The 25,705-nt window shown below is 39.3% G+C and carries 24 protein-coding genes and 1 tRNA gene; 7 read left to right on the top strand and 18 right to left on the bottom strand.

The genetic code is table 11. The features are described from left to right. Position 1: 1 nt before the first annotated feature. The 8 genes from AC4HAF_RS00395 to AC4HAF_RS00360 form a co-directional block, all read right to left on the bottom strand. Positions 2-550: a CYTH domain-containing protein gene (locus tag AC4HAF_RS00395; RefSeq protein WP_491096219.1), complete on the bottom strand. Its 549-nt coding sequence runs from the start codon at positions 548-550 to the stop codon at positions 2-4. Positions 551-560: 10 nt separating this feature from the next. Next, positions 561-812, bottom strand: a complete 252-nt coding sequence (locus tag AC4HAF_RS00390) for a PqqD family protein (RefSeq protein ID WP_447462458.1) — start codon at positions 810-812, stop codon at positions 561-563. Between the two features lie 25 nt (positions 813-837). Continuing rightward, positions 838-1,650, bottom strand: a complete 813-nt coding sequence (locus AC4HAF_RS00385; protein WP_491096218.1) for an ABC transporter permease — start codon at positions 1,648-1,650, stop codon at positions 838-840. Then, a complete protein-coding gene (locus AC4HAF_RS00380) occupies positions 1,637-2,620 on the bottom strand; it encodes an ABC transporter ATP-binding protein (RefSeq protein WP_491096217.1) in 984 nt (327 codons plus the stop codon). The genes AC4HAF_RS00385 and AC4HAF_RS00380 overlap by 14 nt, the downstream gene beginning before the upstream one ends. Further along, positions 2,621-3,427 carry an ABC transporter permease gene (locus AC4HAF_RS00375; RefSeq protein WP_491091631.1) on the bottom strand — a complete coding sequence of 269 codons (807 nt, stop codon included), beginning with the start codon at positions 3,425-3,427 and terminating at the stop codon, positions 2,621-2,623. 20 nt (positions 3,428-3,447) lie between these two features. After that, positions 3,448-4,212 (bottom strand): CPBP family intramembrane glutamic endopeptidase, encoded by a 765-nt coding sequence (locus AC4HAF_RS00370; protein WP_491091630.1) that lies wholly within the window; start codon positions 4,210-4,212, stop codon positions 3,448-3,450. Positions 4,213-4,441: 229 nt separating this feature from the next. Then, the gene (locus AC4HAF_RS00365; protein ID WP_491096216.1) at positions 4,442-5,302 is read right to left on the bottom strand and encodes an Rgg/GadR/MutR family transcriptional regulator; all 861 of its coding nucleotides are present in this window, start codon (positions 5,300-5,302) and stop codon (positions 4,442-4,444) included. A gap of 453 nt (positions 5,303-5,755) precedes the next feature. Then, a complete protein-coding gene (locus AC4HAF_RS00360; protein WP_491096215.1) occupies positions 5,756-7,048 on the bottom strand; it encodes an adenylosuccinate synthase in 1,293 nt (430 codons plus the stop codon). 322 nt (positions 7,049-7,370) lie between these two features. Here AC4HAF_RS00360 and gshAB point away from each other — a divergent pair, with 322 nt between their 5' ends. Next, entirely contained in the window at positions 7,371-9,641 is a 2,271-nt protein-coding gene (gshAB, locus tag AC4HAF_RS00355) for a bifunctional glutamate--cysteine ligase GshA/glutathione synthetase GshB (RefSeq protein ID WP_491096214.1), read from the top strand. A gap of 106 nt (positions 9,642-9,747) precedes the next feature. On the opposite strand, the gene AC4HAF_RS00350 is transcribed toward gshAB, so the two are convergent. After that, positions 9,748-10,350, bottom strand: coding sequence for a nitroreductase family protein (locus tag AC4HAF_RS00350; RefSeq protein ID WP_491096213.1), 603 nt, complete (start codon positions 10,348-10,350; stop codon positions 9,748-9,750). 155 nt (positions 10,351-10,505) lie between these two features. On the opposite strand from AC4HAF_RS00350, the gene hslO reads away from it, so the two are divergent. After that, on the top strand, positions 10,506-11,378 hold the full coding sequence (hslO, locus tag AC4HAF_RS00345) for an Hsp33 family molecular chaperone HslO (protein WP_491096212.1): 873 nt from the start codon (positions 10,506-10,508) through the stop codon (positions 11,376-11,378). After that, positions 11,365-12,345, top strand: coding sequence for a tRNA dihydrouridine synthase DusB (gene dusB, locus AC4HAF_RS00340; RefSeq protein ID WP_491096211.1), 981 nt, complete (start codon positions 11,365-11,367; stop codon positions 12,343-12,345). The genes hslO and dusB overlap by 14 nt, the downstream gene beginning before the upstream one ends. A 73-nt stretch (positions 12,346-12,418) precedes the next feature. Here dusB and AC4HAF_RS00335 read toward each other — a convergent pair whose 3' ends face one another. From AC4HAF_RS00335 to AC4HAF_RS00305, 7 genes are all read right to left on the bottom strand, one after another. After that, entirely contained in the window at positions 12,419-14,860 is a 2,442-nt protein-coding gene (locus AC4HAF_RS00335) for an ATP-dependent Clp protease ATP-binding subunit (protein ID WP_491096210.1), read from the bottom strand. Next, entirely contained in the window at positions 14,857-15,321 is a 465-nt protein-coding gene (locus AC4HAF_RS00330) for a CtsR family transcriptional regulator (RefSeq protein ID WP_491091621.1), read from the bottom strand. The genes AC4HAF_RS00335 and AC4HAF_RS00330 overlap by 4 nt, the downstream gene beginning before the upstream one ends. A gap of 218 nt (positions 15,322-15,539) precedes the next feature. Next, on the bottom strand, positions 15,540-16,586 hold the full coding sequence (gene tsf, locus AC4HAF_RS00325; protein WP_491091620.1) for a translation elongation factor Ts: 1,047 nt from the start codon (positions 16,584-16,586) through the stop codon (positions 15,540-15,542). A gap of 129 nt (positions 16,587-16,715) precedes the next feature. Further along, positions 16,716-17,501, bottom strand: coding sequence for a 30S ribosomal protein S2 (rpsB, locus tag AC4HAF_RS00320; protein WP_003089767.1), 786 nt, complete (start codon positions 17,499-17,501; stop codon positions 16,716-16,718). A gap of 277 nt (positions 17,502-17,778) precedes the next feature. Next, positions 17,779-18,717, bottom strand: a complete 939-nt coding sequence (locus tag AC4HAF_RS00315) for a DpnII family type II restriction endonuclease (protein ID WP_027975157.1) — start codon at positions 18,715-18,717, stop codon at positions 17,779-17,781. After that, complete coding sequence (locus AC4HAF_RS00310; RefSeq protein ID WP_491096209.1) at positions 18,710-19,474, bottom strand: DNA-methyltransferase; 765 nt, start codon at positions 19,472-19,474, stop codon at positions 18,710-18,712. The genes AC4HAF_RS00315 and AC4HAF_RS00310 overlap by 8 nt, the downstream gene beginning before the upstream one ends. Before the next feature lie 31 nt (positions 19,475-19,505). Then, positions 19,506-20,327 carry a DNA adenine methylase gene (locus AC4HAF_RS00305; RefSeq protein ID WP_491096208.1) on the bottom strand — a complete coding sequence of 274 codons (822 nt, stop codon included), beginning with the start codon at positions 20,325-20,327 and terminating at the stop codon, positions 19,506-19,508. Positions 20,328-20,567: 240 nt separating this feature from the next. On the opposite strand from AC4HAF_RS00305, the gene AC4HAF_RS00300 reads away from it, so the two are divergent. The 4 genes from AC4HAF_RS00300 to AC4HAF_RS00285 all read left to right on the top strand — a co-directional run bounded on the left by AC4HAF_RS00300 (position 20,568) and on the right by AC4HAF_RS00285 (position 23,532). Then, a tRNA-Cys gene (locus AC4HAF_RS00300) sits at positions 20,568-20,638 on the top strand. Between the two features lie 416 nt (positions 20,639-21,054). Continuing rightward, the gene (locus AC4HAF_RS00295) at positions 21,055-22,011 is read left to right on the top strand and encodes a S66 family peptidase (protein ID WP_491096207.1); all 957 of its coding nucleotides are present in this window, start codon (positions 21,055-21,057) and stop codon (positions 22,009-22,011) included. 349 nt (positions 22,012-22,360) lie between these two features. Beyond that, positions 22,361-22,927 (top strand): IS110 family transposase, encoded by a 567-nt coding sequence (locus tag AC4HAF_RS00290; protein WP_491096206.1) that lies wholly within the window; start codon positions 22,361-22,363, stop codon positions 22,925-22,927. Between the two features lie 176 nt (positions 22,928-23,103). Continuing rightward, on the top strand, positions 23,104-23,532 hold the full coding sequence (locus tag AC4HAF_RS00285) for a transposase (RefSeq protein WP_491096395.1): 429 nt from the start codon (positions 23,104-23,106) through the stop codon (positions 23,530-23,532). 218 nt (positions 23,533-23,750) lie between these two features. Here the strand turns inward: AC4HAF_RS00285 and AC4HAF_RS00280 are convergent, their stop codons facing one another. Further along, positions 23,751-24,050, bottom strand: a complete 300-nt coding sequence (locus AC4HAF_RS00280; RefSeq protein ID WP_491096205.1) for a rhodanese-like domain-containing protein — start codon at positions 24,048-24,050, stop codon at positions 23,751-23,753. Continuing rightward, entirely contained in the window at positions 24,043-25,695 is a 1,653-nt protein-coding gene (locus tag AC4HAF_RS00275) for an FAD-dependent oxidoreductase (RefSeq protein WP_491096204.1), read from the bottom strand. The genes AC4HAF_RS00280 and AC4HAF_RS00275 overlap by 8 nt, the downstream gene beginning before the upstream one ends. Positions 25,696-25,705: the final 10 nt, after the last annotated feature.

Raw genomic sequence — 25,705 nt, 5'->3', positions numbered from 1 at the left:
ACTATTCTTCCTCCTTATACTTTGACAAAAAGCGCTCGTATTTCCCAACTTTATTAGTAGGGTGATTAAAGTTAAATAACTTTAAAAAATCCGCTACAGTCTTTCTATCTTGAAACTCCAATTCAAGCTCAAAATCTACATTATCATAATAAAAATTTTTATCTAAACAAATTTTTATATCCTTATAATGTGCTATATACCTCTCAGTTTTTAATTTTCCTACTAATCCAATAATTGGGGGTAAATCTAAATATTTCACCTGAGCTCCTAATGTGTGTAAATTTATCCTATTAGGAATCTCTTTCAAAGGTAAATCAAAATGCTGTTCCAAACTTTCAATATAGGATCCAACTTTTTCTTTATTTTTTATCTGTAATTGTAAGTCTTCTTTCTTCCTAATTCGAACAGTCATATTGTGTTTAAAATATTCCAAATTTTCTGTATCAAAATAATAATTTTCTTGAACAACGAACTTCCTCGGATTTATTTTTTGTTTTAATGATAAAAATTCATCTTCGGTGATTAAATATTTATACTCTTTTTCAATCATTTTTGCTCTCCTAATCTTTGAAAATAAAGTTTTTATTTAGAAGAACTGAAACATAGTTTTTTACATCCTCTAACACCATCTCCTTATTTACCTCATATTTTTTAGCTAAAATAAATGCAATATCTTCCAATGTATTCTTACCATTACATAAATCAAAAATTCTAGCCCCAACTTCATTAACTTCATAAACATTAATAGTATCAGTAATAATAAATTTTCCATCAATCTTTGCTAAATAAGCTTTCAAATTTCTTGAATACATATAACTAATCCTCTCTATTCTTTAACTAGTAAATAAATAATTTTCCAGTTACTTTATTTCTCCTATAAGCTTCATTAGAAATAATAGTAGTAATAATCACTAAGCATAATAAAATTATTATGAACCCTATCCAAATATCCAACGATACATGTTCTTTAAAAAATATTCCTCTAACCATATATAAGCAGTAAGTTGATGGAAAAACAAATGATACAGTTCTCCAGATTACTGGAAACGCACTTACTGGAATACTCGTTCCAGATAAAATTCGCATGGGCTCATCACAAATTGTAAACAAGTAATTTGAATCTCTAGAAGTTAAAAATAGTGAATTTATAAAAGCACCCCAAATAGTTGATGAAATAATAATCACTATTAATGATAGTAAACAAGAAAAGATTAACTCAACTGAAATTGATCCAACTATAACAAATAAAATAGTGATAAAAGATAGAAACATTCCAATATTCGTTAAAATCCCCCCTAAAGCTCGTCCAAGCAAAAAATTAGTTAAAGAGGTAGGAGTTATAAAAACTGCTTCTAGAGTTCCATTCTGCCGTTCAAACGTTAATAAAAAAGCACTTTGCACCATTGACCAAAAACAGTTATATACCAATGTACCCGTTATAAGAAATGTCAACAAGTCCGTTTGATTTTCTATTCCAAATTTTCTAAGGAAAGACAAATCGAAGGAGTTATAAGTGTAAAAAGTCTGAAAAAAAATTATAATTGGCCAGACTATTAAAGACATAACATTACTTAGTGAATTTTGATAATTTTTTTGTTGCTTTATAATTTCTGCTTTCAACATTATAAATTTTTCTTTAATATTTATCATGCCAAATCTCCATTAATGACTCTTCTAGTGATGGTTCAATTATACTTATGGATTTAATAGAAATACTATTATAATTACTGCATGCAGAGATAAATTCTTGGATAATATTTTTCCTTGATTTTAGAGTAAATGATTCATCATTATTCCAAACACATTTAACAGGAATTTCTAATTTATTAACTACGTTCTCCACATCTTTTTTGTCCTTTTTGCCAAATTCAACTTTTACAAGTTTTTCTGGACTGACACTTTTAACTATTTCGTATGGAGAACCCTCTCTTAAAATTTTTCCATTATCTAATAAGTAAATATAATCACATAATTCCTCTATCTCTTTTAAATAATGTGTTGTTAAAAGAATCCCTTTATTTAATTCTTTAGCGAGTTTTAAAATATAATGCCGTAATTCTTTTGCAATTATAATATCTAGTCCTAAAGTAGGTTCATCTAATAGAATATAATCTGGATTATTTATCAAACCTTTAGCAATCTGGAGCCTTTGCTTCATTCCTTTGGAATACTTTTCAACAGGAATATCTGACGAGTCCTCTAATTTAACAAGTCTTAAACACTCGTCGATTCGATTACTCAGTTCTTTTTTATCAATCCCATAAAGACTTCCAAAGTAGTCTAAATTCTCTCTTCCTGTCAATCTCCAATATAAATTTCGCTCTCCTCCAGAGATAACATTAATTCTTTTCTTTGTGAGTTTTTCATCGTTATTAATATTAATACCATCCATTAGTATTTCTCCATCACTAGGAGTTAGTAATGTTGATAGCATTCTAATAGTAGTTGTTTTCCCAGCACCATTTATACCAAGTAATCCAACTATTTTTCCCTTAGGAATTTGTATATCAATTCCCTTGATAACATCCTTTTTTTGCTTATCATTTCTAAAAAGTCTTTTGAAAAAGTTTTTTTCACTATTTTCATAATAGCTTTTATACACTTGTCTCATTTCTAACATTTATGAAAAAACCTCCTCAATTAGTTTTTTTTCTAATTTTTCAAACCATATATATCCTAGGTAAAAAATAGCCAGTCCTTCTATAATTGCTAAAATACTTGAAAATACTGTAGATTTACCCATATTTCCAGTTAATACATCTCGTAAAACATTAAGCGCATGAGTTAATGGTATTAAGTTACTAAAAAATTGTAGTTGCTTTGGAAGATAAGTAACTGGAAATGATACTCCTGATAAAAAACTTAATATAATAAAAAGTGTATTTTGACTTATAAATGTATCCCTTGTATACACCATAATATTGGAAAGAATCAGGGCCATTGAAAAACTTACCATTGCAATAAAAAACACTGGTAAAAACATACCGATAACATTTTCAAAATTATATTTAACTCCTAAAAATACCGAAAAAACAATTACTAAAAAAAACTCTATAAATGATCGTCCGAGCTGTTCTACAAAAGTTCCTAAAAAGTATCCTAACCTTGAGGCCGGAGATATGAGAAACGAATCAATAGTCCCTTCGCGAATTTCTGAAATAAGGCTTCGACCAACATTCATTAATGTTGCAATAGAAACTGCATAAGCTCCGTACCCTAATGAAACAAATAGTAAATAATTCATTCCCGAAGCTCCATCAGTAAATTCATTTTCTGTTTTCCCATTGAAAACAAAATAATATAGTAGTACTGGTGTTAATAAAGCCAAAATCGAACTTAAAACACGTTGAAGAATAAATGAGATAGGATATGCCCGTAACATTGAAACACGATTCTTCTTATATACAGATTTAATTATATTTAACATTTCTATAGCTCCTTATTTTACTAATAATCATCAAAGAATGCTCCATCATTTTCATAATGTAATTGCTGATATTTTAATCTTTTCAAAATCAGCCATATTTCCGGAAAATTGTATGCTATATGTAGTATCAAAGAATAGAATAGTGAATTTGTTACCAAAAAAATATTTCCAGAAAGCATACTCAAAATAAACTGAGATATATAATTTTTATAAGTAAACATTGACGCTGCCCATCTATTTAAATAGTGTGCACCAACAAATAAAAAACTAGAAAATACTAAAAATACAATTTTTAAATAATAGCTATAATCCTCCAACTCACTAAGAATAAAGAATCGAAAATACATCTCCTCTGTAAAAATACTATATACCATCCCTAAAATCGTTAAAAATACTTCTTTTTTTGAAATACTTAATTTTATAAAAGGGCTTGATGATTTCATCCTATAATCTTTGTGATGTAGTAGAAGCAAAACTACTGTTAAAAAAAGTAAATAAATTAAAAAAATTTCAAAATGTTTCAACTTTCCTATGGCAAAAGAAATAGTTTTTAGCTTAAACAAGAAAATTGGAAGTATCATTGGTAACCCAAAGAGAATTTCCTGTAACTTGTAAGAATAATTTATCTTCTGTCTTAAGAATGGTAAAAAAGTAATAGCTATAATCAGTACAAAATATGAAAATAGTATTCTTAAAAGATATTGAGTAGAATTAAGTATACCAACAATATTCAATAAGAGTAGTAATGTAAGAACTACTAGTGATACCTTTTGTTTTTTCAACATTTTATTAACCTCAAAATTACAAAAATATGGAACAAAAGCGCTTTTGTTCCATATTTCGTCCCGAAAAAAATTGAATGATATCTTAAGCTACAACTCTAGCAATAATCTTAGTATCTTCAATTTTTTCAATTGTTGGTTTTTGATACATAACATTTCCTCCATAAAAAATAAGACTGAGGTCGTCACCTCGGTCTTATTTTATAACTATTGTTGTATTACTTGTTATTTTTTACATATTCACAAAATCACTAATTGAACTAAGTAATTTTTCTGCAGCTCCTAAACAATCTAGTTTTTTTAACATTTCAATATATTCTAACATTAACTCCATTGAAGCTTCATCACCTCTTTTAAACGAATAGTAGGCCTTATTAAAACGATGTACGATTCTCTCAAACACATCTGCTTCTGATAATTGTAGAGAGTCTATACTATTCATAAATTTTAGTGCTTGAGCTAAATAATCATTTTCAATACAAATAGTAACTACATTCAAAAGCATTTGATAAATCTTTCTACGGTTTTCTAACAATTCATCATAAAATTGTACTCGACTAAGCATTTCTGACGATAAAGTTATCAATGTATTAATAGTAAAGACACTCGCACCATTAATAAACAACCACAGCTCATAACGTCCCCACTGTTCGACTGAAAAAAGATAATCCACCAAAAAATTTAAATCTTTTTTAGAAACTTTTCTACTTTGATCACAGGTGTAGATAATTATTTTCACTATTATGCTATTCAAATAAAGAGATTTTTTATCAGGATATTTTACTTTTTCTATCTCTAAATCATTTAAAAATTTATCTAATTTTAAATAATCATTGTTCAAATATGCCTCAAACAACTCTTTATTAAACCTAATATCATCTGTTAACGTATAGTCATTATAAATAGACTGAAATTCATCTAATAACACATTTATATTATCTAAACATTGAAAAAAAGAATCAATAGATATACTACTCTGTCCTCGTTCAAATCTTGATAATTGTGCCATAGATATAACATCTTGTGAGGCCTCTCTTAAAGAAAGATTTTTTGACTCTCGTAATATTTTAAAAATTTTTCCAAATTCTTTCAAACTATAACCTCTCTTTTACAAATACACAAAAAATAAGACCTAAGTTTATTCATATGCTAAAGTATTCTTAATTATGAAAGAAGGAGTTGTCACTATGAAAAAGTTTATCAAGTTCACTACTATTATGCTTCTCATGTTTGTTACAATCTAAAATAATAAGCCCAGGGTCTTTCTGAAACCTGGGCTTATTATATCATTTTATTTTATTATCTTCATTTTTCTGGACTAGAAATTTTTACCACTTCTCATCAAATCTATCCAATTACGGATTTTCAATTAATAAATTAAATACAATTATTTGTTTTTTTGTAAGTCTGCTGTGTTTCTTTTTTGAAGAATAAAAAGCACCGAAATGCATGGTTCACAAAAGCTGGATGGTCTTTCCAGCTTTTATGAAGCTCATACAAAATCAATGCTTTTTCACATTTATAACATGATATTTAACAATTAATATTAAATATTAGCCCAGACACTGTCTAAGATATTGGTTTGATCACGGTCCGGTCCCACAGAGAAAGTCGAGATACGGACTCCGACAAGTTCACTGACGCGGCGGACATAGTTGCGGGCATTTTCCGGCAGGTCTTCCAGACTGCGAACACCTGTAATGTCTTCTGACCAACCCGGCAGCTCCTCATAGATAGGCTTACAGCGTTTGAGCTGCTCAAGGCTGGCCGGATAGTGGTCAATCCGCTGACCGTCCAGATCATAAGCGACACAGATCTTAACTGTTTCAAGCCCTGAGAGAACATCAATACAGTTGAGACTGAGGTTGGTAATGCCTGAGACCCGGCGGCTGTGGCGCATAACAACTGAATCAAACCAGCCTACCCGGCGCGGACGCCCTGTCGTAGTGCCGTATTCATGGCCGATTTCACGGATGCGCTCGCCAACTTTATCAAAGAGTTCGGTAGGAAACGGTCCGTCACCAACGCGGCTGGTATAAGCCTTGCAGACACCGACAACCTTGTTGATTTTGCTTGGACCAACACCCGAGCCGATGGTTACACCGCCAGCAACCGGATTCGAAGAGGTCACGAAAGGATAGGTTCCCTGGTCGATATCCAGCATGACCCCTTGCGCCCCCTCAAACAGAACACGCTTGCCCTTATCCAGCGCATCATTTAAGATAACGGAAGTATCCGTCACATATTGTTTGATTTCCTGACCGTAAGCATAGTATTCTTCAAAGATATCCTCAAAAGCCACTTCTTCACATTCATACATCTTGCTGAAAAGGCGGTTTTTCTCTTCTAAATTAGTCCGCAGGCGCTCTGCAAAAATATCCTTATCCAGCAAGTCAGCAATCCGAATGCCCACACGCGCTGCTTTGTCCATATAAGCCGGCCCGATGCCCTTGTTAGTTGTTCCAATTTTATTGTCGCCCTTGGCAGCTTCCTGCAGCTGATCAAGTTTAATATGATAAGGCAGGATGATATGTGCGCGGTCAGAAATACGCAGGCTGTCTGTCGCAATACCTTCCTCGTGCAAATAAGTCAGCTCCTTAACCAAAGATTTAGGATTGACCACCACACCGTTGCCGATAACTGAAATTTTTTCCGGGAAGAAAATTCCTGACGGAATCAAGTGCAGTTTAAATTTTTTACCGTCGATAACAATCGTATGACCGGCATTATCACCGCCTTGATAGCGTGCAATTACTTCGGCATCGGCTGACAGAAAATCCGTGATTTTCCCCTTGCCTTCATCTCCCCACTGGGTTCCAACTACTACTACTGATGTCATATGCTGATACGAACTCTAACAAAGAGAGTCCTCATCCTTTCTTAAAAACTATAACCCCTAAAAAGCAGATTGCCTAAGCTCCGGCACTCCTCAGACATACTGAAAGCCAAAATAAAAGCAGAAACCAATGAAAATTTCTGCCAAAAGCAGGGTCTCAAACTTATTTAAGCAGCTATAACATGGCAGGAATTTCACCTGCAGGTTTGCCTTACAATTTATTATAAGAAATTTCTGACTGTTTTTCAATATTTCGTATCAGAATCATGCGCTTTTCCGAACATTCTTGTAAACTAGTACTAGAATATCTTTTAGGAGAAAGAATATGTCAACCATTGATCAGATTTTACAGCAAAGTCCGCAGAACCTCCCCGTCTTACAAGCTACTTTTGGGCTGGAGAGGGAGAGCCTGCGCATTGATCAAAAGACGCAGCGCTTAGCACAGACCCCCCATCCTCATAAACTAGGATCTCGCAGCTATCATCCGTACATTCAGACAGACTACAGCGAACCTCAGTTAGAATTAATCACCCCCGTTGCCAAATCAAGCAAGGAAGTGCTGCGCTTTTTAGGAGCTATCACCGATGTCGCCCAGCGCAGCATAGATAATGATCAGTATCTATGGCCCTTATCCATGCCGCCGCAGCTTAGAGCAGATGAGATTGAAATTGCTCGGCTGGAAGACCCGTTTGAGGTCGCTTACCGGCAGCACCTGGCTGAAAAATACGGCAAGATCCTCCAATCTATGTCAGGTATTCATTACAATATTGAACTGGGGGCTGACCTCTTTAAAGCATTGTTTGAGCGCAGCGGCTATCAGTCTCTGATCGCCTTTAAAAACGATCTCTATTTAAAACTGGCACAAAATTTCCTGACCTATCGCTGGTTTTTAACTTATCTCTATGGCGCAAGCCCCTTGGCTGAACAAGGTTTCTTTGAAAAAGACCTGACTGCCCCTGTTCGTTCGCTGAGAAACAGCCATTTAGGCTATGTCAACACCTCAGATGTCAAGGTTCCTTTTGACCGTTTGGAAAATTATGTCGCAAGCATTGAAGGTTATGTTGACACAGGTGCCCTGTCTGCTGAGAAAGAATTTTACTCAGCTGTTCGTCTGCGCGGCAGCAAAAAGAGCCGAGACTACCTTACTAAGGGCATTACTTACTTAGAATTCCGCTGCTTTGATTTAGATCCATTTGACAACCGCGGAATTACACAGGAAACCATTGACAGCGTCCATCTCTTTACCCTGGCTATGCTTTGGCTCGATGCACCTCAGGAAGTCAATCAGACAGTAGAGGAGGCTGCAAAACTCAACGAAAAAATTGCGCTCAGCCACCCTTTGGACAAACTGCCGCAGGATGCTCCTTATCACAAGCTCCTGACAGCTATGGAAGAGCTGATTAAGCATTTCCGTCTGCCGGCTTACTATGAACAGCTCCTGGCTGACATGAAAGAGCAAGTCAGCAATCCCGAACTGACTGTCGGCGGCCGGCTTTTCAAGCACATCGACAAGCTGTCCTTGGAAACATTTGGCCGTCAAAAAGGCAAGGAATACCATGACTATGCCTGGGAAGCCTATTATGCGCTCAAAGGCTATGAAACCATGGAACTTTCCACACAAATGCTGCTTTTTGATGCGATCCAAAAAGGAATTCATTTTGATATCTTAGATGAAGGCGATCAATTTCTTAAGCTCTGGCACGATAGCCATACGGAATACGTCAAAAACGGCAACATGACCTCTAAAGATAATTATGTTGTGCCCTTAGCCATGGCTAACAAAGTCGTCACCAAAAAAATCCTAAGAGAACACGGTTATCCTGTTCCTGCCGGGGCCGAATTTGACAGCAAGGACGAGGCGCTCCGCTATTATCAGCAAGTTGAAAAGCAGGCTATCGTTGTCAAGCCCAAATCAACTAATTTCGGTCTGGGCATTTCCATTTTTGAAACACCGGCCAGCTTGACTGATTATGAAAAAGCTCTGAATATTGCCTTTCTTGAAGACTCTTCTGTTCTTGTTGAAGAATTTGTCGCCGGAACTGAATACCGCTTTTTTGTCCTTGACGGCAAATGCGAAGCTGTTCTGCTGCGGGTTGCCGCTAATGTAGTCGGTGACGGTCGTCATACAATTCGGCAGCTGGTTGAGCAAAAAAATAAAAACCCGCTGCGGGGCCGAAATCACCGCTCACCGCTTGAAATCATCGAACTTGGAGATATTGAGCAGCTCATGCTGCAGCAGCAAGGCTACACACCGGAAAGTGTCTTACCGGACGGAGTCAAGGTTAATTTGCGCGGCAATTCCAACATTTCAACAGGCGGCGATTCTATTGATATCACAGAAACTATGGACACCAGCTACAAGCAGCTGGCTGCTGACATGGCTAAAGCCATGGGAGCTTGGGCCTGCGGTGTTGATTTGATTATTCCGGATGCTGCTTTAAAAGCAAGCAAGGACAATCCGCATTGTACCTGCATTGAGCTCAATTTCAATCCTTCCATGTACATGCATACCTATTGTCAGGAAGGCCCGGGGCAAATTATTACCGGAAAAATATTGGCTAAGCTGTTCCCTGAAGTTCCTATTCATTTCGACTAAAAAGAAAAAGCGACATGCAAAACAGATCTGGTTACTGTCAGCATGCCGCTTTTTTATGTTTAAAAATTCTCAAGCAGATAAAATTTGCTCTGTAAGGCTTTTTTGCTTAAGCTCCGAAAACTTTGAAACGGTCTTCATCGGCTGCAAAGTCTTTGTCACCTGCAGGAGCCTCAATAGAACCAAACGGTGCCTGAGCACGCAGTTTCCAATTAGCCGGCAGACCATACTTTTCAGCAACCTGAGCATCAACCAGAGGATTGTAGTGCTGAACACTCATGCCAATATTTTGCTCTGCCAAAGCCATCCAAGCTGCATAAAGGGCTATGCCGTGCGCTTGTTCAGACCATGGCTGAAAATTATCGGCATAAAGCGGGAAGTTTTCTTCCAGATTTTTAACGATGTCTTGATCTTCAAAAAAGAGAATGGTTCCGACACCGGCTGCAAAGCTTTCTAATTTAGCTTTTGTTCCTTCGAAAGCCTCAGCTGGCGTTACCTTTTCTAATTCACTGTAAGCAATCTTATTCCAGAAATTCTCAGATTCTTCACCAAACAGAATGACTGCTCGGCTGGTTTGTGAGTTAAAGGCTGAAGGTGCTTGCTTAATGGCATTTTTAATCAAGTCCGTAAGTTCAGCTTCTGATAAGGAAACATTTTTACCCAAGGCATAAATGCTGCGGCGTTGTTTTTGTAAATCTAAAAAATTTGACATATGATAATTGCCTCCATTTGTATTTGTAAGGCTATTATACATTTATTACTAATTAGTATCAATTAATTTGCTTATTCTTTTATAAAAGTACTGACAGCGTGTTTTACAGAGTTCCCATTCTGTCACTTCCCTCAATTTATGTTAAAATAAAAGGTATGGATAAACTTATTAAATCAATTTCACAATCAGGAGCTTTCCGTGCTTATGTGCTGGACAGCACTGAGACAGTTCGGACGGCTCAGGAAAAACATCAGACCCTTTCAAGCTCGACAGTTGCCTTAGGCCGTACACTGATTGCCAGTCAAATTTTGGCAGCCAATCAAAAAGGAGACAGCAAGGTAACCGTCAAAGTCATTGGCGACTCTTCTTTTGGCCACGTCATCTCAGTGGCTGATACCAAGGGCAATGTCAAGGGCTATATTCAAAATAAAGGGGTTGACATCAAAAAAACCGCAACTGGTGAAATAGTTGTCGGTCCTTTCATGGGAAATGGGCAGTTCGTCGTTATCACAGACTACGGTACCGGCAATCCCTATACCTCATCTACACCCTTGGTTTCCGGAGAAATCGGAGAAGATCTGGCCTACTATCTGACAGAAAGTGAGCAGACACCTTCAGCAGTCGGTTTAAATGTTCTTTTGGATGATAAAGACAAGGTCAAGGTAGCCGGCGGTTTCATGCTGCAGGCTCTGCCCGGCGCTTCTGATGAAGAAATTACCCGCTATGAAAAACGCATCCAAGAGATGCCTGCCATTTCAAGCCTTTTGGAATCTGACAATCCTATTGAAGCTCTGCTTTTGGCACTTTACGGCGAAGACGGCTACAAGGTGCTCTCTGAAGAAGACATCCGCTTTGCCTGCGACTGCTCGCGCAAGCGTTTTGAAGAGGCCTTAAAAACCCTGCCTGCTCATGACCTTCAGGAAATGAAGGAGCAAGATCAGGGAGCAGAAATTGTCTGCCAATTCTGCGGAAAAACGTACAACTTTACTGAAAAGGATTTAGAGGAGATGATTCATGACCAAGCTTAACAGCTCATTTATGATTGACAACGTTGAAATCCCCCATCGCACTGTTTTAGCTCCGATGGCCGGTGTCACAAATTCTGCTTTCCGCACGATTGCTAAGGAATTCGGAGCAGGACTTGTGGTGATGGAAATGGTCTCTGACAAGGGAATTCAGTACAACAATGAAAAAACACTGCACATGCTTCATATTGATGAGGAAGAACATCCTGTTTCCATTCAGCTTTTTGGCAGCGACGGTGACAGCTTAGCGCGCGCAGCCGAATTCATTCAGGCCAACACTCAGGCTGACCTTGTTGACATTAACATGGGCTGTCCGGTCAACAAAATCGTTAAAAATGAAGCTGGAGCCATGTGGCTCAAGGATCCTGACAAGATCTATTCCGTTGTCTCAACGGTTAAATCTGTCCTTGATATTCCACTGACAGTCAAAATGCGGACAGGCTGGTCGGAGCCTTCCTTAGCCGTTGAAAATGCCTTAGCAGCTGAGTCTGCCGGTGTTGCTGCCTTGGCCATGCACGGGCGCACGCGCGAGCAAATGTATACCGGCAAATGCGACCATGAAACACTGGCTAAAGTAGCCAAAGCTCTCACCAAGATTCCTTTCATTGCTAATGGAGATATTCGCTCTGTCGAAGATGCTAAATTTATGATTGATGAAGTAGGTGCCGATGCTGTTATGGTGGGCCGCGCCGCTAGAAGTAATCCTTATATCTTCACCCAGATAAACCATTATTTTGAAACTGGAGAAGTCTTAGATAATCTGCCCTTCAGCAAAATGCTGGACATTGCCCAAGACCACCTGAAACGCTTAGTCGATCTTAAAGGGGAAACCATTGCCGTCAGAGAATTCCGCGGCTTGGCACCGCACTATCTTCGCGGGACATCCGGTGCCGCTAAAATCAGATCTGCTGTATCCCGGGCAGAGACTCTTACTGAGGTGAAAAATATTTTCGCTCAGGTTCATTCTTGACACTGTAAGCTTTGCACTAAGTATAATATAAAATAAGGAGACTGGAATTTTCTTCCGGTCTCCTTTTCATAGATTAGACAATATCAAATTTAAGCTTATCTTTTTGAACACCGATTTTCAGCGTCTGACCGCCGGCCAGCTCTCCGGAAAGAACAAGCTCTGCCAGTTTATCTTCGACTTCGGTCTGAAGACTTCTGCGAAGCGGCCGCGCTCCCATTTCCGCATCATAGCCGATCTGCGCCAAATGTTTAAGCGCTGAGCTCTGGAATTTAAGGGTAATGCCTTGCTCGGCCAGATGAGAAATCAGCGGCTGCACCATAATTTTGACAACATCACGCATATTTTCCTCAGTGAGATTATGAAAGACAACCTTTTCATCAATACGATTGATGAATTCAGGACGGTAAGCTTTTTTGAGTTCTTCTAAAATACGGCTTTCCATAGCCTGATAATCATGAGAAAAATCCTTAGCTCCAAAGCCGACAGTCTTATCATCCCGCAGAGCTGTTGCTCCAAGATTTGAGGTCATAATAATAATCGTATTTGAAAAATCAACTTTCCGCCCGCGGCTGTCAGTCAAAACTCCGTCATCCAGTACCTGCAAAAGGACATTAAAAATATCCGGATGAGCCTTTTCAACTTCATCAAAAAGCAGCACAGAATAAGGTTTGTTGCGAACTTTTTCGGTCAGCTCGCCGCCTTCTTCATAGCCGACATAGCCCGGAGGAGCTCCGTTGAGGCGTGAAGCCGCAAATTTTTCCATGTACTCACTCATATCAAAGCGAATAAGTGCTGACTCGTCATCAAAGAGAACTTCTGCCAAAGCTTTGGCCAGTTCTGTCTTTCCGACACCTGTAGGCCCCAGAAACATAAAGGATCCGATCGGACGCTTGCCGATTCGAATGCCCGACTGATTTCGGCGAATAGCACGGCTCACTGCAGAAATGGCCGTATCTTGACCGATCACCCGCTTATGCAGTTCCTTTTCCAAATTGAGGTACTTTTTACTGTCGGCCTGAGTCATCTTGCTTACCGGAATCCCGGAAAGTTTGCTCAGGGTTTCTAAAATCGCGTCTTCGCCGACTGCCACTCGTTTTTTAAGCAGAGGTTTTTCTTCTTTTTTCAATAAACGGCGGGCAGCAGCTATATCTTTATCAATAATCGCTTGATCCAAGTCCGTCAAAAAGGCAGGGGCCTTTTTTTTCACCGATCCCTGTACCGCAGCACTGGCCTCATCTAAGAGATCAATAGCTGAATCAGGCAAGTTCTTGCCGGTCAGGTAACGATGCGCTGCTCTAACTGCTGTTTTGACAGCTCCATCAGAAATCGTCACATGGTGATAGTCTTCGTAATTTTTCTTTAAGCCAAGCAGAATCTGATAGGCCTCTTCTTCGCTGGGCTCTTCAATAGTTACCTTAGCAAAGCGGCGGGAGAGAGCAGAGTCCTTTTCGATATGCTTTTGGTATTCTTCTTGGGTCGTTGCACCAATCGTTCTAAGCGTACCGCGCGCTAGGGCCGGTTTGAGAATATTGGCCGCATCAAGCGTGCTGTCAATTCCGCTGCCAGAGCCCATAATGGTATGCAGCTCATCAATAAAGAGGATAATGTGCCCGTCTGCCTCAATATCCGCGATAATCTGATTCATGCGTTCTTCAAAGTCACCGCGGAAACGCGTTCCCGCTACAACACTCATCATATCCAGCTCTAAGACTTTCATATCTGCCAATTCAAAAGGCACGGCACTGTCCACGATGCGCTGAGCAAGACCGTAAGCCAGTGCTGTTTTACCAACTCCGGCATCACCGACTAAAACCGGATTGTTTTTTGTCTTGCGGCTTAAAATCTGGATCATGCGCGAAATTTCTTTTTCCCGGCCAATAACAGGCTCTAAGCGTCCTTTGCGGGCCAGATCGGTCAAGTCCCGTGTGAAATCTGCCAGTTCACCTGTCATGCTGGGCGGTTTCATTAAATCTGAAAACTGACCGTTCGTCTTGTTTTTCTTAGGCTTGCGCATTTCAAAAATGGCTTTGATATCCTCTTTTGAAAAACCTGCATAGCGTTCAACAGCCTTGCGTAAATCAAGCAGACGGACAGATTCGCCATCGTCTTTGATTTGAAAGCCGACCAATTCTAAAATCCGCGTTGCCAGCAGATTGGGATTGAGCAGCATGGCAAATAAAACATGCTCTGTTCCCACTTCTTTGGCATGAGTTGCCTGACTGATAGCATAAGCCTCTGTCAAGGTTCGGCTCAGGGCATTGGATTGCTCCAGCAGCGTTATATCACCGCTTGGTTTTTTCGGTCTTCGTCCAACCGCCAAAACAGCTGCCGCCTGGTAATCTTCAAACTGGACATCGTCCCCAAATTCAGCAAAACTCAAGCCGGCTACTGAGCTGTCAATTTCAACCATAGCAAGGAGGACATGCCAGCTTTCAAGATAGGCACTTTCAAAGCGGGCAGCTTCAAACTGAGCCAGTCGGAAGACTTCCTGCATTTTCAATGAATAATCGGTCATAGATGGTATCCTTTTCTGTCTAAACGTTGTAGTATTTTACGAAGCATACGGGCTCGGATTTTAGGGCTGTCTGCACCCAGAACGTCATCTCCGGCAGCCGACAAGATAATATTTCCCTCACGCTCACTGATAATTTTTTCATCAAAGAGGAGCTGGATAATATCGGTGAAAACCTGCTCACTGATCTGCTCGCCAATATTTGCTTCCAGATTATTAAGCATCTGATGCTGGTCTGAAAAACGAATTTTAGCAATGCGGATATAACCGCCGCCGCCCCGTTTGCTTTCGACAAGGTAGCCGCGGCTCTCGGTAAAACGTGTTTTAATCACATAGTTGATCTGACTGGGAACAACACTGAAACTGTCCGCTAAAGCACTTCTCTTAATTTCTGCAAAACCAGACTGAGCCAGTATTTTTTTGATATATTCTTCAATACTGTCAGACGTATTTTTTGATGTCATGATCTCGACTCCTTCCCAGTCACTTTGACTATAACTGACCTTATTATACCGAAAAATAATACATTTGGAAAGCAAGAGCCTTGAAAGTTCTAAATCTCTGATAAGGGCGCCTTTTAAGCAGCTTTGAGTGCAGTTAAAACTGCGCCCGCAACAGGATGACATTATAAAATCGGAATCCCATAGGGATCCCGATGTTTATTTCTGTTTCAAATTAACAGTTAGTCTTGATTATTCAAGGCAGCAGCCATTGTTGCAGCAACTTCATTTTCAAAGTCATTGGCAGCTCTTTCGATACCTTCACCAACTTCAAAACGGACAAAGCTGATCGCTTTAGCGTTTACTGATTCAAGGTAAGCTTCAACAGTCTTGCTGTCATCCATGATGTAAACTTGGGACAGCAAGGTATATTGTTGGTCAACTTTGGTATTGTCAAGCATGAAGCGGCCCATTTTACCTGGAATAATCTTATCCCAAATTTTTTCTGGTTTCCCTTCAGCTTTAAGCTCAGCCTTGATATCTTCTTCGGCCTGAGCAATAACCTCATCGGTTAATTGCAGTTTTGAACCATACTTAAGAAGCGGCAGTGCTGGTTTATCAACCATGGCACGGCTTTCGTTGTCCTGTTCGATCTTATGGTTCATTTGAGCCAATTCGTCATGGATAAATTCTTCGCTCAATTCTTGATAAGAAAGGACAGTCGGATTCATTGCTGCTACGTGCATAGCTACTTGTTTAGCAAGGGCTTCGTCTGCACCTTCAAGCACTGTTACAACACCGATTTTACCGCCATTATGCTGGTAAGCTCCAAAGACTTGGTCATCTGCTTTTTCAACAAGGGCAAAGCGGCGGAAAGAAATTTTTTCACCGATTGTTGCTGTCGCATTAACATAGGCAGCTTCCAATGTTTCACCTGAAGCCAAAGTCACTTTAAGAGCTTCGTCATTGTTGGCAGGTTTTTGTTCTGCAATAGCTTTTGCAGACTCATTAACTAATTCAACAAATTGAGCATTCTTTGCAACAAAGTCAGTTTCTGCATTGACTTCAACAATAGCTGCCACGTTGCCGTTAACATAAATGCCTGTCAAGCCTTCGGCAGCAACACGGTCAGCTTTTTTCGCTGCCTTAGCGATTCCTTTTTCGCGCAGAAGCTCAACCGCTTTGTCCATGTCTCCTTCAACTTCAACCAATGCCTTTTTAGCATCCATTACACCGGCACCAGTTTTTTCACGCAATTCTTTAACAAGAGCTGCAGTAATATTTGCCATGATTATTCCTCCAATTTTAATGATAAAAGGGGAGGGCTAGGCCCCGCCCCTTAGGTTATGTACATTATTATGATTAAAGATGGGTAAAATAAAGCATTTTACCTTATTAACACATTTAATATCGATGACTTAGTCTTCGTTTGAACCTTCAACAACTTCAACGATTTCTTCGATTGAATCAGCTTGTGTGTCGTCAGCTGCAAGTTCTGCTTCAACCGCTTCAACACTGTCTTCACCTTGACGGCCTTCGATAACAGCATCAGCCAGTTTACTTGTAATCAGTTTAACCGCGCGGATAGCATCATCATTTGCCGGGATAATAACATCAATGTCATCCGGATCAGCGTTGGTATCAACCATTGCTACAACAGGAATACCAAGTTTCTTAGCTTCTTTAACAGCAATTTGTTCTTTATGCGGGTCAACGATGTAGATAACATCTGGAATGCGAGGCATATCTTCGATACCGCCCAAGAATTTTTCAAGACGGGCACGCTGTTTGTTCAACAGGGCAACTTCTTTCTTAGGAAGAACTTCAAAAGTTCCGTCAGCTTCCATTTGTTTAATTTCTTTAAGACGTGCAATACGTTTTTGGATAGTATCCCAGTTTGTCAATGTACCGCCCAACCAACGGTGGTTGATGTAAAATTGACCAGCACGTTCTGCTTCTTCTTTAATAGCTTCTGAAGCTTGCTTTTTAGTACCGACAAACAAGATAACCGCATCATTAGCTGCTGCATCGCGAACAAAGTCGTAAGCTTGATCAGCCAATTTTACAGTTTGCTGAAGGTCGATAACGTGGATACCGTTACGTTCTGTGAAGATGTACTTAGCCATCTTAGGGTTCCAGCGACGAGTTTGGTGACCAAAGTGAACACCAGCCTCAAGAAGTTGTTTCATTGAAATTACTGCCATGAGTATTTCTCCTTTGTTGTTTTTTCGCCTCTCTCAGACTTCAGCTTGCAGCCCAACCTTAAGGGCAACCAGACCACAATTCATCTAAGATGAGTATTACCGCATTTCTGCGACTTTACTATCATATCAAAATTAAGAAAAAAATGCAAGAGAATTCTACTTCAATACTGCGTCATGCTACGAAAAATTCCTTTCATAATTTTCACTCCTTAATAAAATAAGCAGATATTTAAACAATAGCTAAATATCCGCTAAAATAATGATTTATTTGTCAGTATTATTCAAGATAGCTATTTAAATAGCCAGATTCAATCATTCTATAATTAAAGACTTTACCGATATATTCCATAGCCTCAATCAAATGTGACCTATCACTATCCCATCCTTTTCCATCAGTAATATAGATAAACTCATGGTTAGTCCTACTGAATCGATCATGTAAATCTTTAAACTCAGTCGCTGAAGCTTTTGACTTAGAACCACTAGAATTAAAATTATTCACCTCAAACAAATACAATTTTTTTCGTATAGGATTAAATAGCGATCCATCAAAACGACGATTTTGAAAGCTCTCATCTAAATCAATTCCATACCATTCTTTGATACTACTGCGAGTCGACTGACCATGGGCTAGCCAGCCTTTTGCTTCCCCAATTTTTTTCAAAGCTGTCTCCAAATATAGTTCGCCCATATCTCCACTTCTATTTTTTCGACCATTAGAATCCATACCAGCTTCTACGCCTACAGCATAATCGTGAACTGATTTCCTTAATCCAATTTTGAAAACCCAATCCAAACCACTATCATGTAAGAACTGAAGATAAAGATCTAACTTATCAAGATCAATATCCTTAAAGTCCAAGGTATAAACACCTGAAACATCTTGAATTTTTAAAATTTTATTCCGAATTGGTTTTTCGAATTTATTATCCCTGATCCCCAAAAGTTTAGGAAGCAACAACAATAAATCCGGTCGTTCTTTAAAAAAATTATCAATCTCTTGATTTGATTTCCCAATTAAATAGTCCAAAGTATATAAATCCGGTTCATCATAAGTAGAAATATTGGCTTTAACATTATCAAAATTAAACCAATAAGAAGCGAGAAAACTCAGAGATGAACGAGTTTCCATGAAAAACTCTAATTTGTCTTCAGAAGATAAATTAAGATAATCAAAAACATTATATTTCAAATTATTGTCTATATTATTAGTCATGTACTTTTTCCAATCTTGTTCGTGCAATTCTTAAATAATCTATTTCTGAATCAACACCGATAAATCGTCTTCCAAGCTTCTTAGCAACAACTCCTGTTGTACCGCTTCCAACAAAGGGATCTAATATATAATCTCCCTCCCTAGTACTTGCTAAAATAATACGTTCTAGTAAATACTCCGGTTTTTGAGTTGGATGTTTTCCTGCCCACTTTTCGCTTTTTTTAGTCGAACTTCCAATCCAAACATCTTTCATCTGTTTTCCGTTATTAATTTTTTTCATTAAATTATAATTATAAAAATGCTTAACTTTTTTATCTGCTTTTCTAGCCCACAATATAGTCTCAGTTGAATGCGTGAAACAGCGACAAGATAAATTAGGTGCTGGATTGGTCTTTTGCCATGTAATATTATTCAATATTTTAAAACCTTCTTGCTCCAAAGCCATACCAACAGAGTAAATATTATGCAAACTTCCAGAAATCCAAATAGTCCCATTAGCCTTCAAAATTTTTTTGGAAAGTCTTATCCAACGACGATTAAAATCATGTTTTTCTTTAAGAGACGATATCTGATCCCATTCTCCCTTATTAACAGATACCACCTGCCCACCTGAGTTAGAAAAACCTCCATTACTTAAAAAATATGGTGGATCTGCGAAAATCATATCCATACTTTCAGATTTTACCTTCTTCAAAAAATCAAATATATCAGCATGTACAAGAATGATTTTATCCCTATGATAATATGGTTTTATCATGATAACACACCTCCATATTTATATCCGTTTTTTACTCATAGTTTGTAATAATAACTTCTGAAATTTTACCTCTACTTGAACTTTTTGCCCCATTAGTTCTCTGTGTTTCAACATAATGGATGTTAAACTCCTGATAGAGTTCTTCAACTAAAAAACTTGAAGAATTAGAAAGCATAACGTATGCTCCCCTATCATTCAAATATTTGAATGTATCCCTCAACCTAATCTGTTCCTCATAAGAAAAACCCTCATGAGTGTAAGAAGTAAATGAACTTGTTTCTGTAATTGGAATATAAGGAGGATCAAAATAAACAAAATCACCTTTTTTTACATCCTGAACTGCTTCCTCAAAATCAGTATTCAAAATAGTGATTTGATTGTCATTTAAGTATTCACTGATGCTATAAATCAAATCACTATCAACAATCTTGGGATTTTTATATTTTCCATAAGGAACATTAAATTGGTTTTTTGAATTAACTCGATAAAGACCGTTAAAGTCAACTCTTAACATGTAAAGTATTCTAGCGGCTCGTTCAACATTAGACATTCTCTCTAGTCTACCATCTCGATCAGCCGAGCGAATTTTTAAATAATATTCCTTACTATTATTTTCCTTATGCAAGCGTAGTAAATCTAATAATTCTGCTGGTTTATCTTTAATCTGTAAATATGTATTTATTAACTCTGTATTAAAATCATTGATGACTGCATTTTGTGGTTCCAGTTCAAAAAACAAAGCTCCGCCGCCCACCATAGGTTCAAAATAGCGATTAAATTTGTCTGGCATATAGCTTTGTAAACTAGGCAGTAATTTTCTTTTCCCACCAGTCCATTTTGTAAAAGGTTTCATGTATTATATTATAGCAAAATTGATCTTATTCGTATATAAATCCTATCTTTATACTGTGACATATGAAAAATATATAGCTTCTTTTAATATATTTTATTACAGCAGATAGCGTAAATTTTTGTCTACTGCCTTTTTAAGCTAAAATCCAGATACTGTTTCGGTGTATTTGTCTAGCCTCAGGACATTGACCATTGGTTTCTTGACTTACAAACATTTTTAAGGTAAAATAATGAATGTTACGGCGGTATAGCCAAGTGGTAAGGCACGGCTCTGCAAAAGCTTGATCGTCGGTTCAAATCCGTCTACCGCCTTAAAAAATACAAGTAAAACTGAGATTTATCGTCTCGGTTTTTGTTTTGTCCAGAAAATTTCCCCCGCTCTGCTCAATGCTCTAAGGCCTGTCTGACAAACAAGCTTTAATATAGGCAATCTTCAAATTCTCAAAAAACTTATCCCCAAATGGCCAACAAGATGATAAAATAGAAATAGACAAAACTCTTAATAACTGAGATGAGTTATTTGCCTGCTGGAGCGGCTTTTTTAGTCCTTGCCCCTAAGCAGGATTTTCAAAGATTTCTGGCAAGGCCTTGATTCATCTGTCGCTGCTGCAAAAAATCGGATCAAGGAGCACTTGCGATGCTATCTTTAGCGATTTCATTAGCGATAGGGCAGTCAAAGACCCTCAACAGTTTATCCTATACCGTCATTTGTCCAGGAAGGAAGATTTATGAAAAAACTAACCTATGGTGATCACATCAGAGTCCTCAGCCCCTCAAGCTCTATCGAGCTTTTAGGGGGCTTCAATGCTAATTTATCTGCTAAAAGAACCTTGGAAAAATTAGGCTTTACCGTCTCCTTTTCCAATAATTATATGGAAAGCGACCTGCTCCATTCAAGTTCGATTGCCAGCCGCGTGGCTGACTTGCACGACGCCTTTCGCGAAGATCATGTTAATGCGATTTTGGCTACTATCGGAGGCTTTAATGCCAACGAACTGCTTCCTTATCTGGATTATGATCTGATAAAGCGTCATCCTAAGATCATCTGCGGTTATTCTGATACCACAGCTCTTTTGAATGCTATCTATGCTAAAACCGGCATGGAGACCTATATGGGACCTTCTTATTCAAGTTTTAAGATGAATGAAGGCCAAGACTACCAAAGCAGAATGTGGCTCAATGCTGTTACCAGACATTCTTACAGCCTTGTTCCCAGCAGGGAATGGTCCGATGATGCTTGGTATGATCCCAGCCAGCCGCGCCATTTTAAGCCGACCGAGTGGAAAATTTACAATGACGGCAAGGCTCAGGGAACCATCATCGGCGGGAATCTGTCTACTTTTGGGCTCTTGCGCGGAACAGAATTTGCACCTAAACCAGAAAACTATGTTCTTTTTTTAGAGGGAGCTCAAGAAGAGCATTATACCGAAGTCGCCCGCAATCTGGCTGCTCTTTTGCAGGTCTACCCTGACCCGCAGGCAGTTGTCTTTGGACGTTTTCCTAAGGAAGCTCAAATGACTGAAGATATCTGGCACTTTATTCTGGATAAACATCCGGTTTTAAAAAGGATTCCTGTTATGTATGACCTTGATTTTGCTCATACACAGCCGCTGTTTACCTTTACCATCGGTGCTCAGGTAACCATTGATACTGTCCAAAGGCAGCTGTCCGTGATGACTGAGTAGCTGCACAGTCTGGAATTTCTCCATACTACCAAAACAAAATCTTCATCCGCAAATATCCCCAGATATACTTGCATAGCAGCTGATTTGCCGCCTGTCACTAATGCGCTGTTTTAAGACACAAAACTCTAAGCAGGCATAGCCTGCTAACTCATGACAGAAAAGGATCTTCAGCTTATAATAAAGTTGAACAATGCAAATCCGTGGTCTTTAATAGGGCTTTGCCTAGCCTGTACACAAAACTGGATGAATAAGAGTCATGAGAGAACTCGAATACGCAGGGAAGCGTGAAAATAAAATTACTAAAAGCCTCTTATTCCATTGTTCACGTTTAGAATAGGAGGCTTTTCATATGGAAGTCATGATTGAAACCTGCTGTGGCATTGATGTCCACCAAAAATCCATCGTTTGTTGTATCCTGGATGGTCCGCTTGATACCAACAAACCCAAGAAAATTCAGAAGACATTCGGTACAACGACTGTCGCTCTTCAAAAGGCCCTAACTTGGTTAGAGGAAAACCATGTGACTCATGTCTTCTTTGAATCCACTGGTCAGTACTGGCTGCCACTCTTTAACATCTTCTCAGACTCTGACTTAGTTCTCATTTTAGCCAATCCGCAGCACATTAAGAATGTCCCAGGACGCAAAACAGACATGAAAGATGCCGAATGGATCGCACAATTGGGGCGCTGTGGTCTGATTGCCCCCTCTTATATCCCAAGTCCTGAAGTGATGCAGTTACGCTTGCTCACCCGTCGTCTGCGTTCCTATAAACAGCGTCAAACACAAGTCAAGAACGAGATGCATAACCTTCTTCAACGTGCCAATATTAAACTGACCAGCTATCTTTCCGACGTCTTTTCGAAAACAGGACAAGCACTTCTAACTCTCTTTATCAATGGAGAGAGAGGTCATTGACTCTGAAAGTGTCTCATCTTGCCTTCAAAGACATATTAAAGCTAGTCCTGAAGAATTAGTTGAGGCGATGAATGGAAAACTATCTGTCGAGGACCGATTCCTCTTGAATCAGAGTTTAGAAGAATATCAGATGTATCAGGAACTCATTGAAAAATTAACCTCCCAAATTCAGGCTTATATCGCAAAGGAGTTTCCCTGAAGAAAAGAGACGGCTCCAAACCATTCCTGGGGTGAGTGAAGCCTGTGTAGCCACTGTTTTAGCTGAGATTGGGCCGACTGTCGATGCTTTTGAAACAGATGGACACCTGGCCTCTTGGGCTGGACTTTGCCCTGGTTCTTACGAGAGTGCAGGAATAAAAAAATCCTCGCATATCACACAAGGAAATCATTATCTCAAACAGGCTCTGACCATGTCTGGACTAATTGCGGCACACTCCAAAGACCCAGCTTTTTCATCATTATACAACCGAATTTCCCTAAGAGGCAGTAAGATGAAAGCTGTCATTGCCTGTGCCCATAAGTTACTCAGAATTATTTACAAATTACTCTCTACCCACCAGCCTTATCAAAAAGAAAAGGCGCTAGGACTGAGGCAACAGTTCTAACACCAAATCTTAAAAAATTTAATTACAGTATAACATAGGAAGTGATTTTTTGCGCTTTTTTTCTGTATTTTTTCAAATAAAAAACCCTTTTTTTCTGTTCACATATAAAACAGAAAAAAGGGTTTTGTTATGGTTCCAAATTTTAATTATTCCAAACAAGTCTCGTCATCATGGCTTGTTCCTAAGCTATTTCCGGACCTTTTGAAAAGTGTTCGTCTTTATTGCTCTAAGCTGCCTGTCCAAGCACCTGTTCCGCCGCTGATGTTGGTAACATCATATCCTTTACTATCCAGAAAAGCACAGGCCTGTGCAGAACGACCGCCCATTTGACAGATGATATGATAGGGCTTATCTGCCGCCAACTCTTGATAACGGCTGGCTAATTCGCTCAGAGGCAGATTGACGGCACCCGGAACATGGCCTGCTGCAAACTCATCTGTCTCGCGCACGTCAATCAGATTAAAAGCTTTTGCTTCTAAATCTTTTTCAATGGCTTTAATATCAGCAACTTTAATCATGAATTATCTCCTTTGGTCTAACCATATTGTACAGTGAATACGCTCCGTCCAGATTTTGTACTTTGAAACCATTTTGTTTCAAAATCCGCTCTGCAAGGTAAGAACGCAGGCCGCTGTGGCAGCTTACAATATAGGCTTTGTCTTTATCCAGCTCACCTAAGCGCTCCCGCAGCTCATCAAGCGGAATCGTTACGGCATCAGGAAAACGCCCGTTAGCAATTTCAGAAGCTGTCCGAACATCAAGCAGAACTTTCCCTGCGGCTAATGCATCCTTGAGTTCATGCCATTGAACATTGTCGCTCGTCCCTTCAGCCAAATTACTTGCCGCATAGCCAATCATATTGACCGGATCCTTGGCAGAACCAAATGGCGGAGCGTAGGTGAACTCCAACTCGGGCAGATCAAAAACAGTCAAGCCGGCCTTTATAGCTGTTGACAAAATATCAATCCGCTTGTCAACTCCCTTTTGTCCGACAGCCTGTGCCCCATAAATAGCACCCGTTTTGGGATTGAAAACCAATTTTAGGGTAATAGATGTTGCTCCGGGGTAATAACCTGCATGATCGTTGCCGGTTGTATGGACAACTGCCACATCCTCAAAATGCTTATGAGCCATTCGTTCACTCAAGCCGGCAGAAGCTGCTGTCATATCAAAGACACGGACAATAGCAGTTCCGATACTTCCCTTATTTTGACGCGGCAAACCAGCGATACTGTCAGCCACTTGCCGACCCTGACGATTGGCCGGACTGGCTAAGGAAATTAAGGCATCTTCTCCCGTAATCTGCTGTTTCACAACAATAGCATCACCGACGGCATAGATATCCGGCTGATTGGTTTGGTAATGCTCATCTACCAAGATACCTCCGCGCAGGCCTAAAGCAATCCCTGCTGACTTAGCCAAGTCATTTTCGGGCTGTACACCGACAGAAAGAATGGTTACATCAGACTGCAGTTCTGTACCATCTTCTAAGACAATGACCTGACCCTTATCAGAAAAGGCCTGTGCGGATTGATTGGTATAAACAGCAACGCCTTTTTTAAGCAATTCATCTTCTACAAAAGCGGCCATTTCTTCGTCCAATGGCGGTAAAACATGCGGCGCCTTTTCAACGATGGTTACTTTTAAGCCCTTTTTAGCCAGACTTTCGGCCATTTCAAGACCGATAAAGCCAGCCCCAATAACAGTTGCCTTGCGGGCAGCAAGGCCATCCAGACGAGCCATAATTTTATCCAAATCAGGAATATTGCGAAGTACAAAGACATTTTCTGCCTCATCTAAACCTGTCATCGGCGGAACAAAAGGTTTTGCCCCGGGTGACAGGATTAGTTTGTCATAGCTTTCCGTGTATTTTCGGTCATTTGACATTGCTGTCACTTCTTTTTTAACCGGATCAATGGAGAGGACTTCTGTTTCAGGACGCACATCCAATTCGAAACGAGCTTTCAGCTGTTCCGGTGTTTGCACCAGCAAACTTGAGCGCTCTGCTATTTCTCCGGAAACGTGAAAGGGTAAGCCGCAATTGGCAAAGGAGACATAAGGTCCCTTATCAAAAACGATGATTTCTGCATCTTCCATCAAGCGGCGCAAACGGGTTGCCGCTGACATCCCTCCGGCTACTCCGCCAACAATAACGATTTTCATAGATTTAGCC

The sequence above is a fragment of the Streptococcus sp. ELY_90 genome, assembly GCF_058314475.1.
The sequence above is the reverse complement of the archived record's forward strand: the minus strand, read 5'-3'. Positions and strand labels throughout refer to the sequence as shown.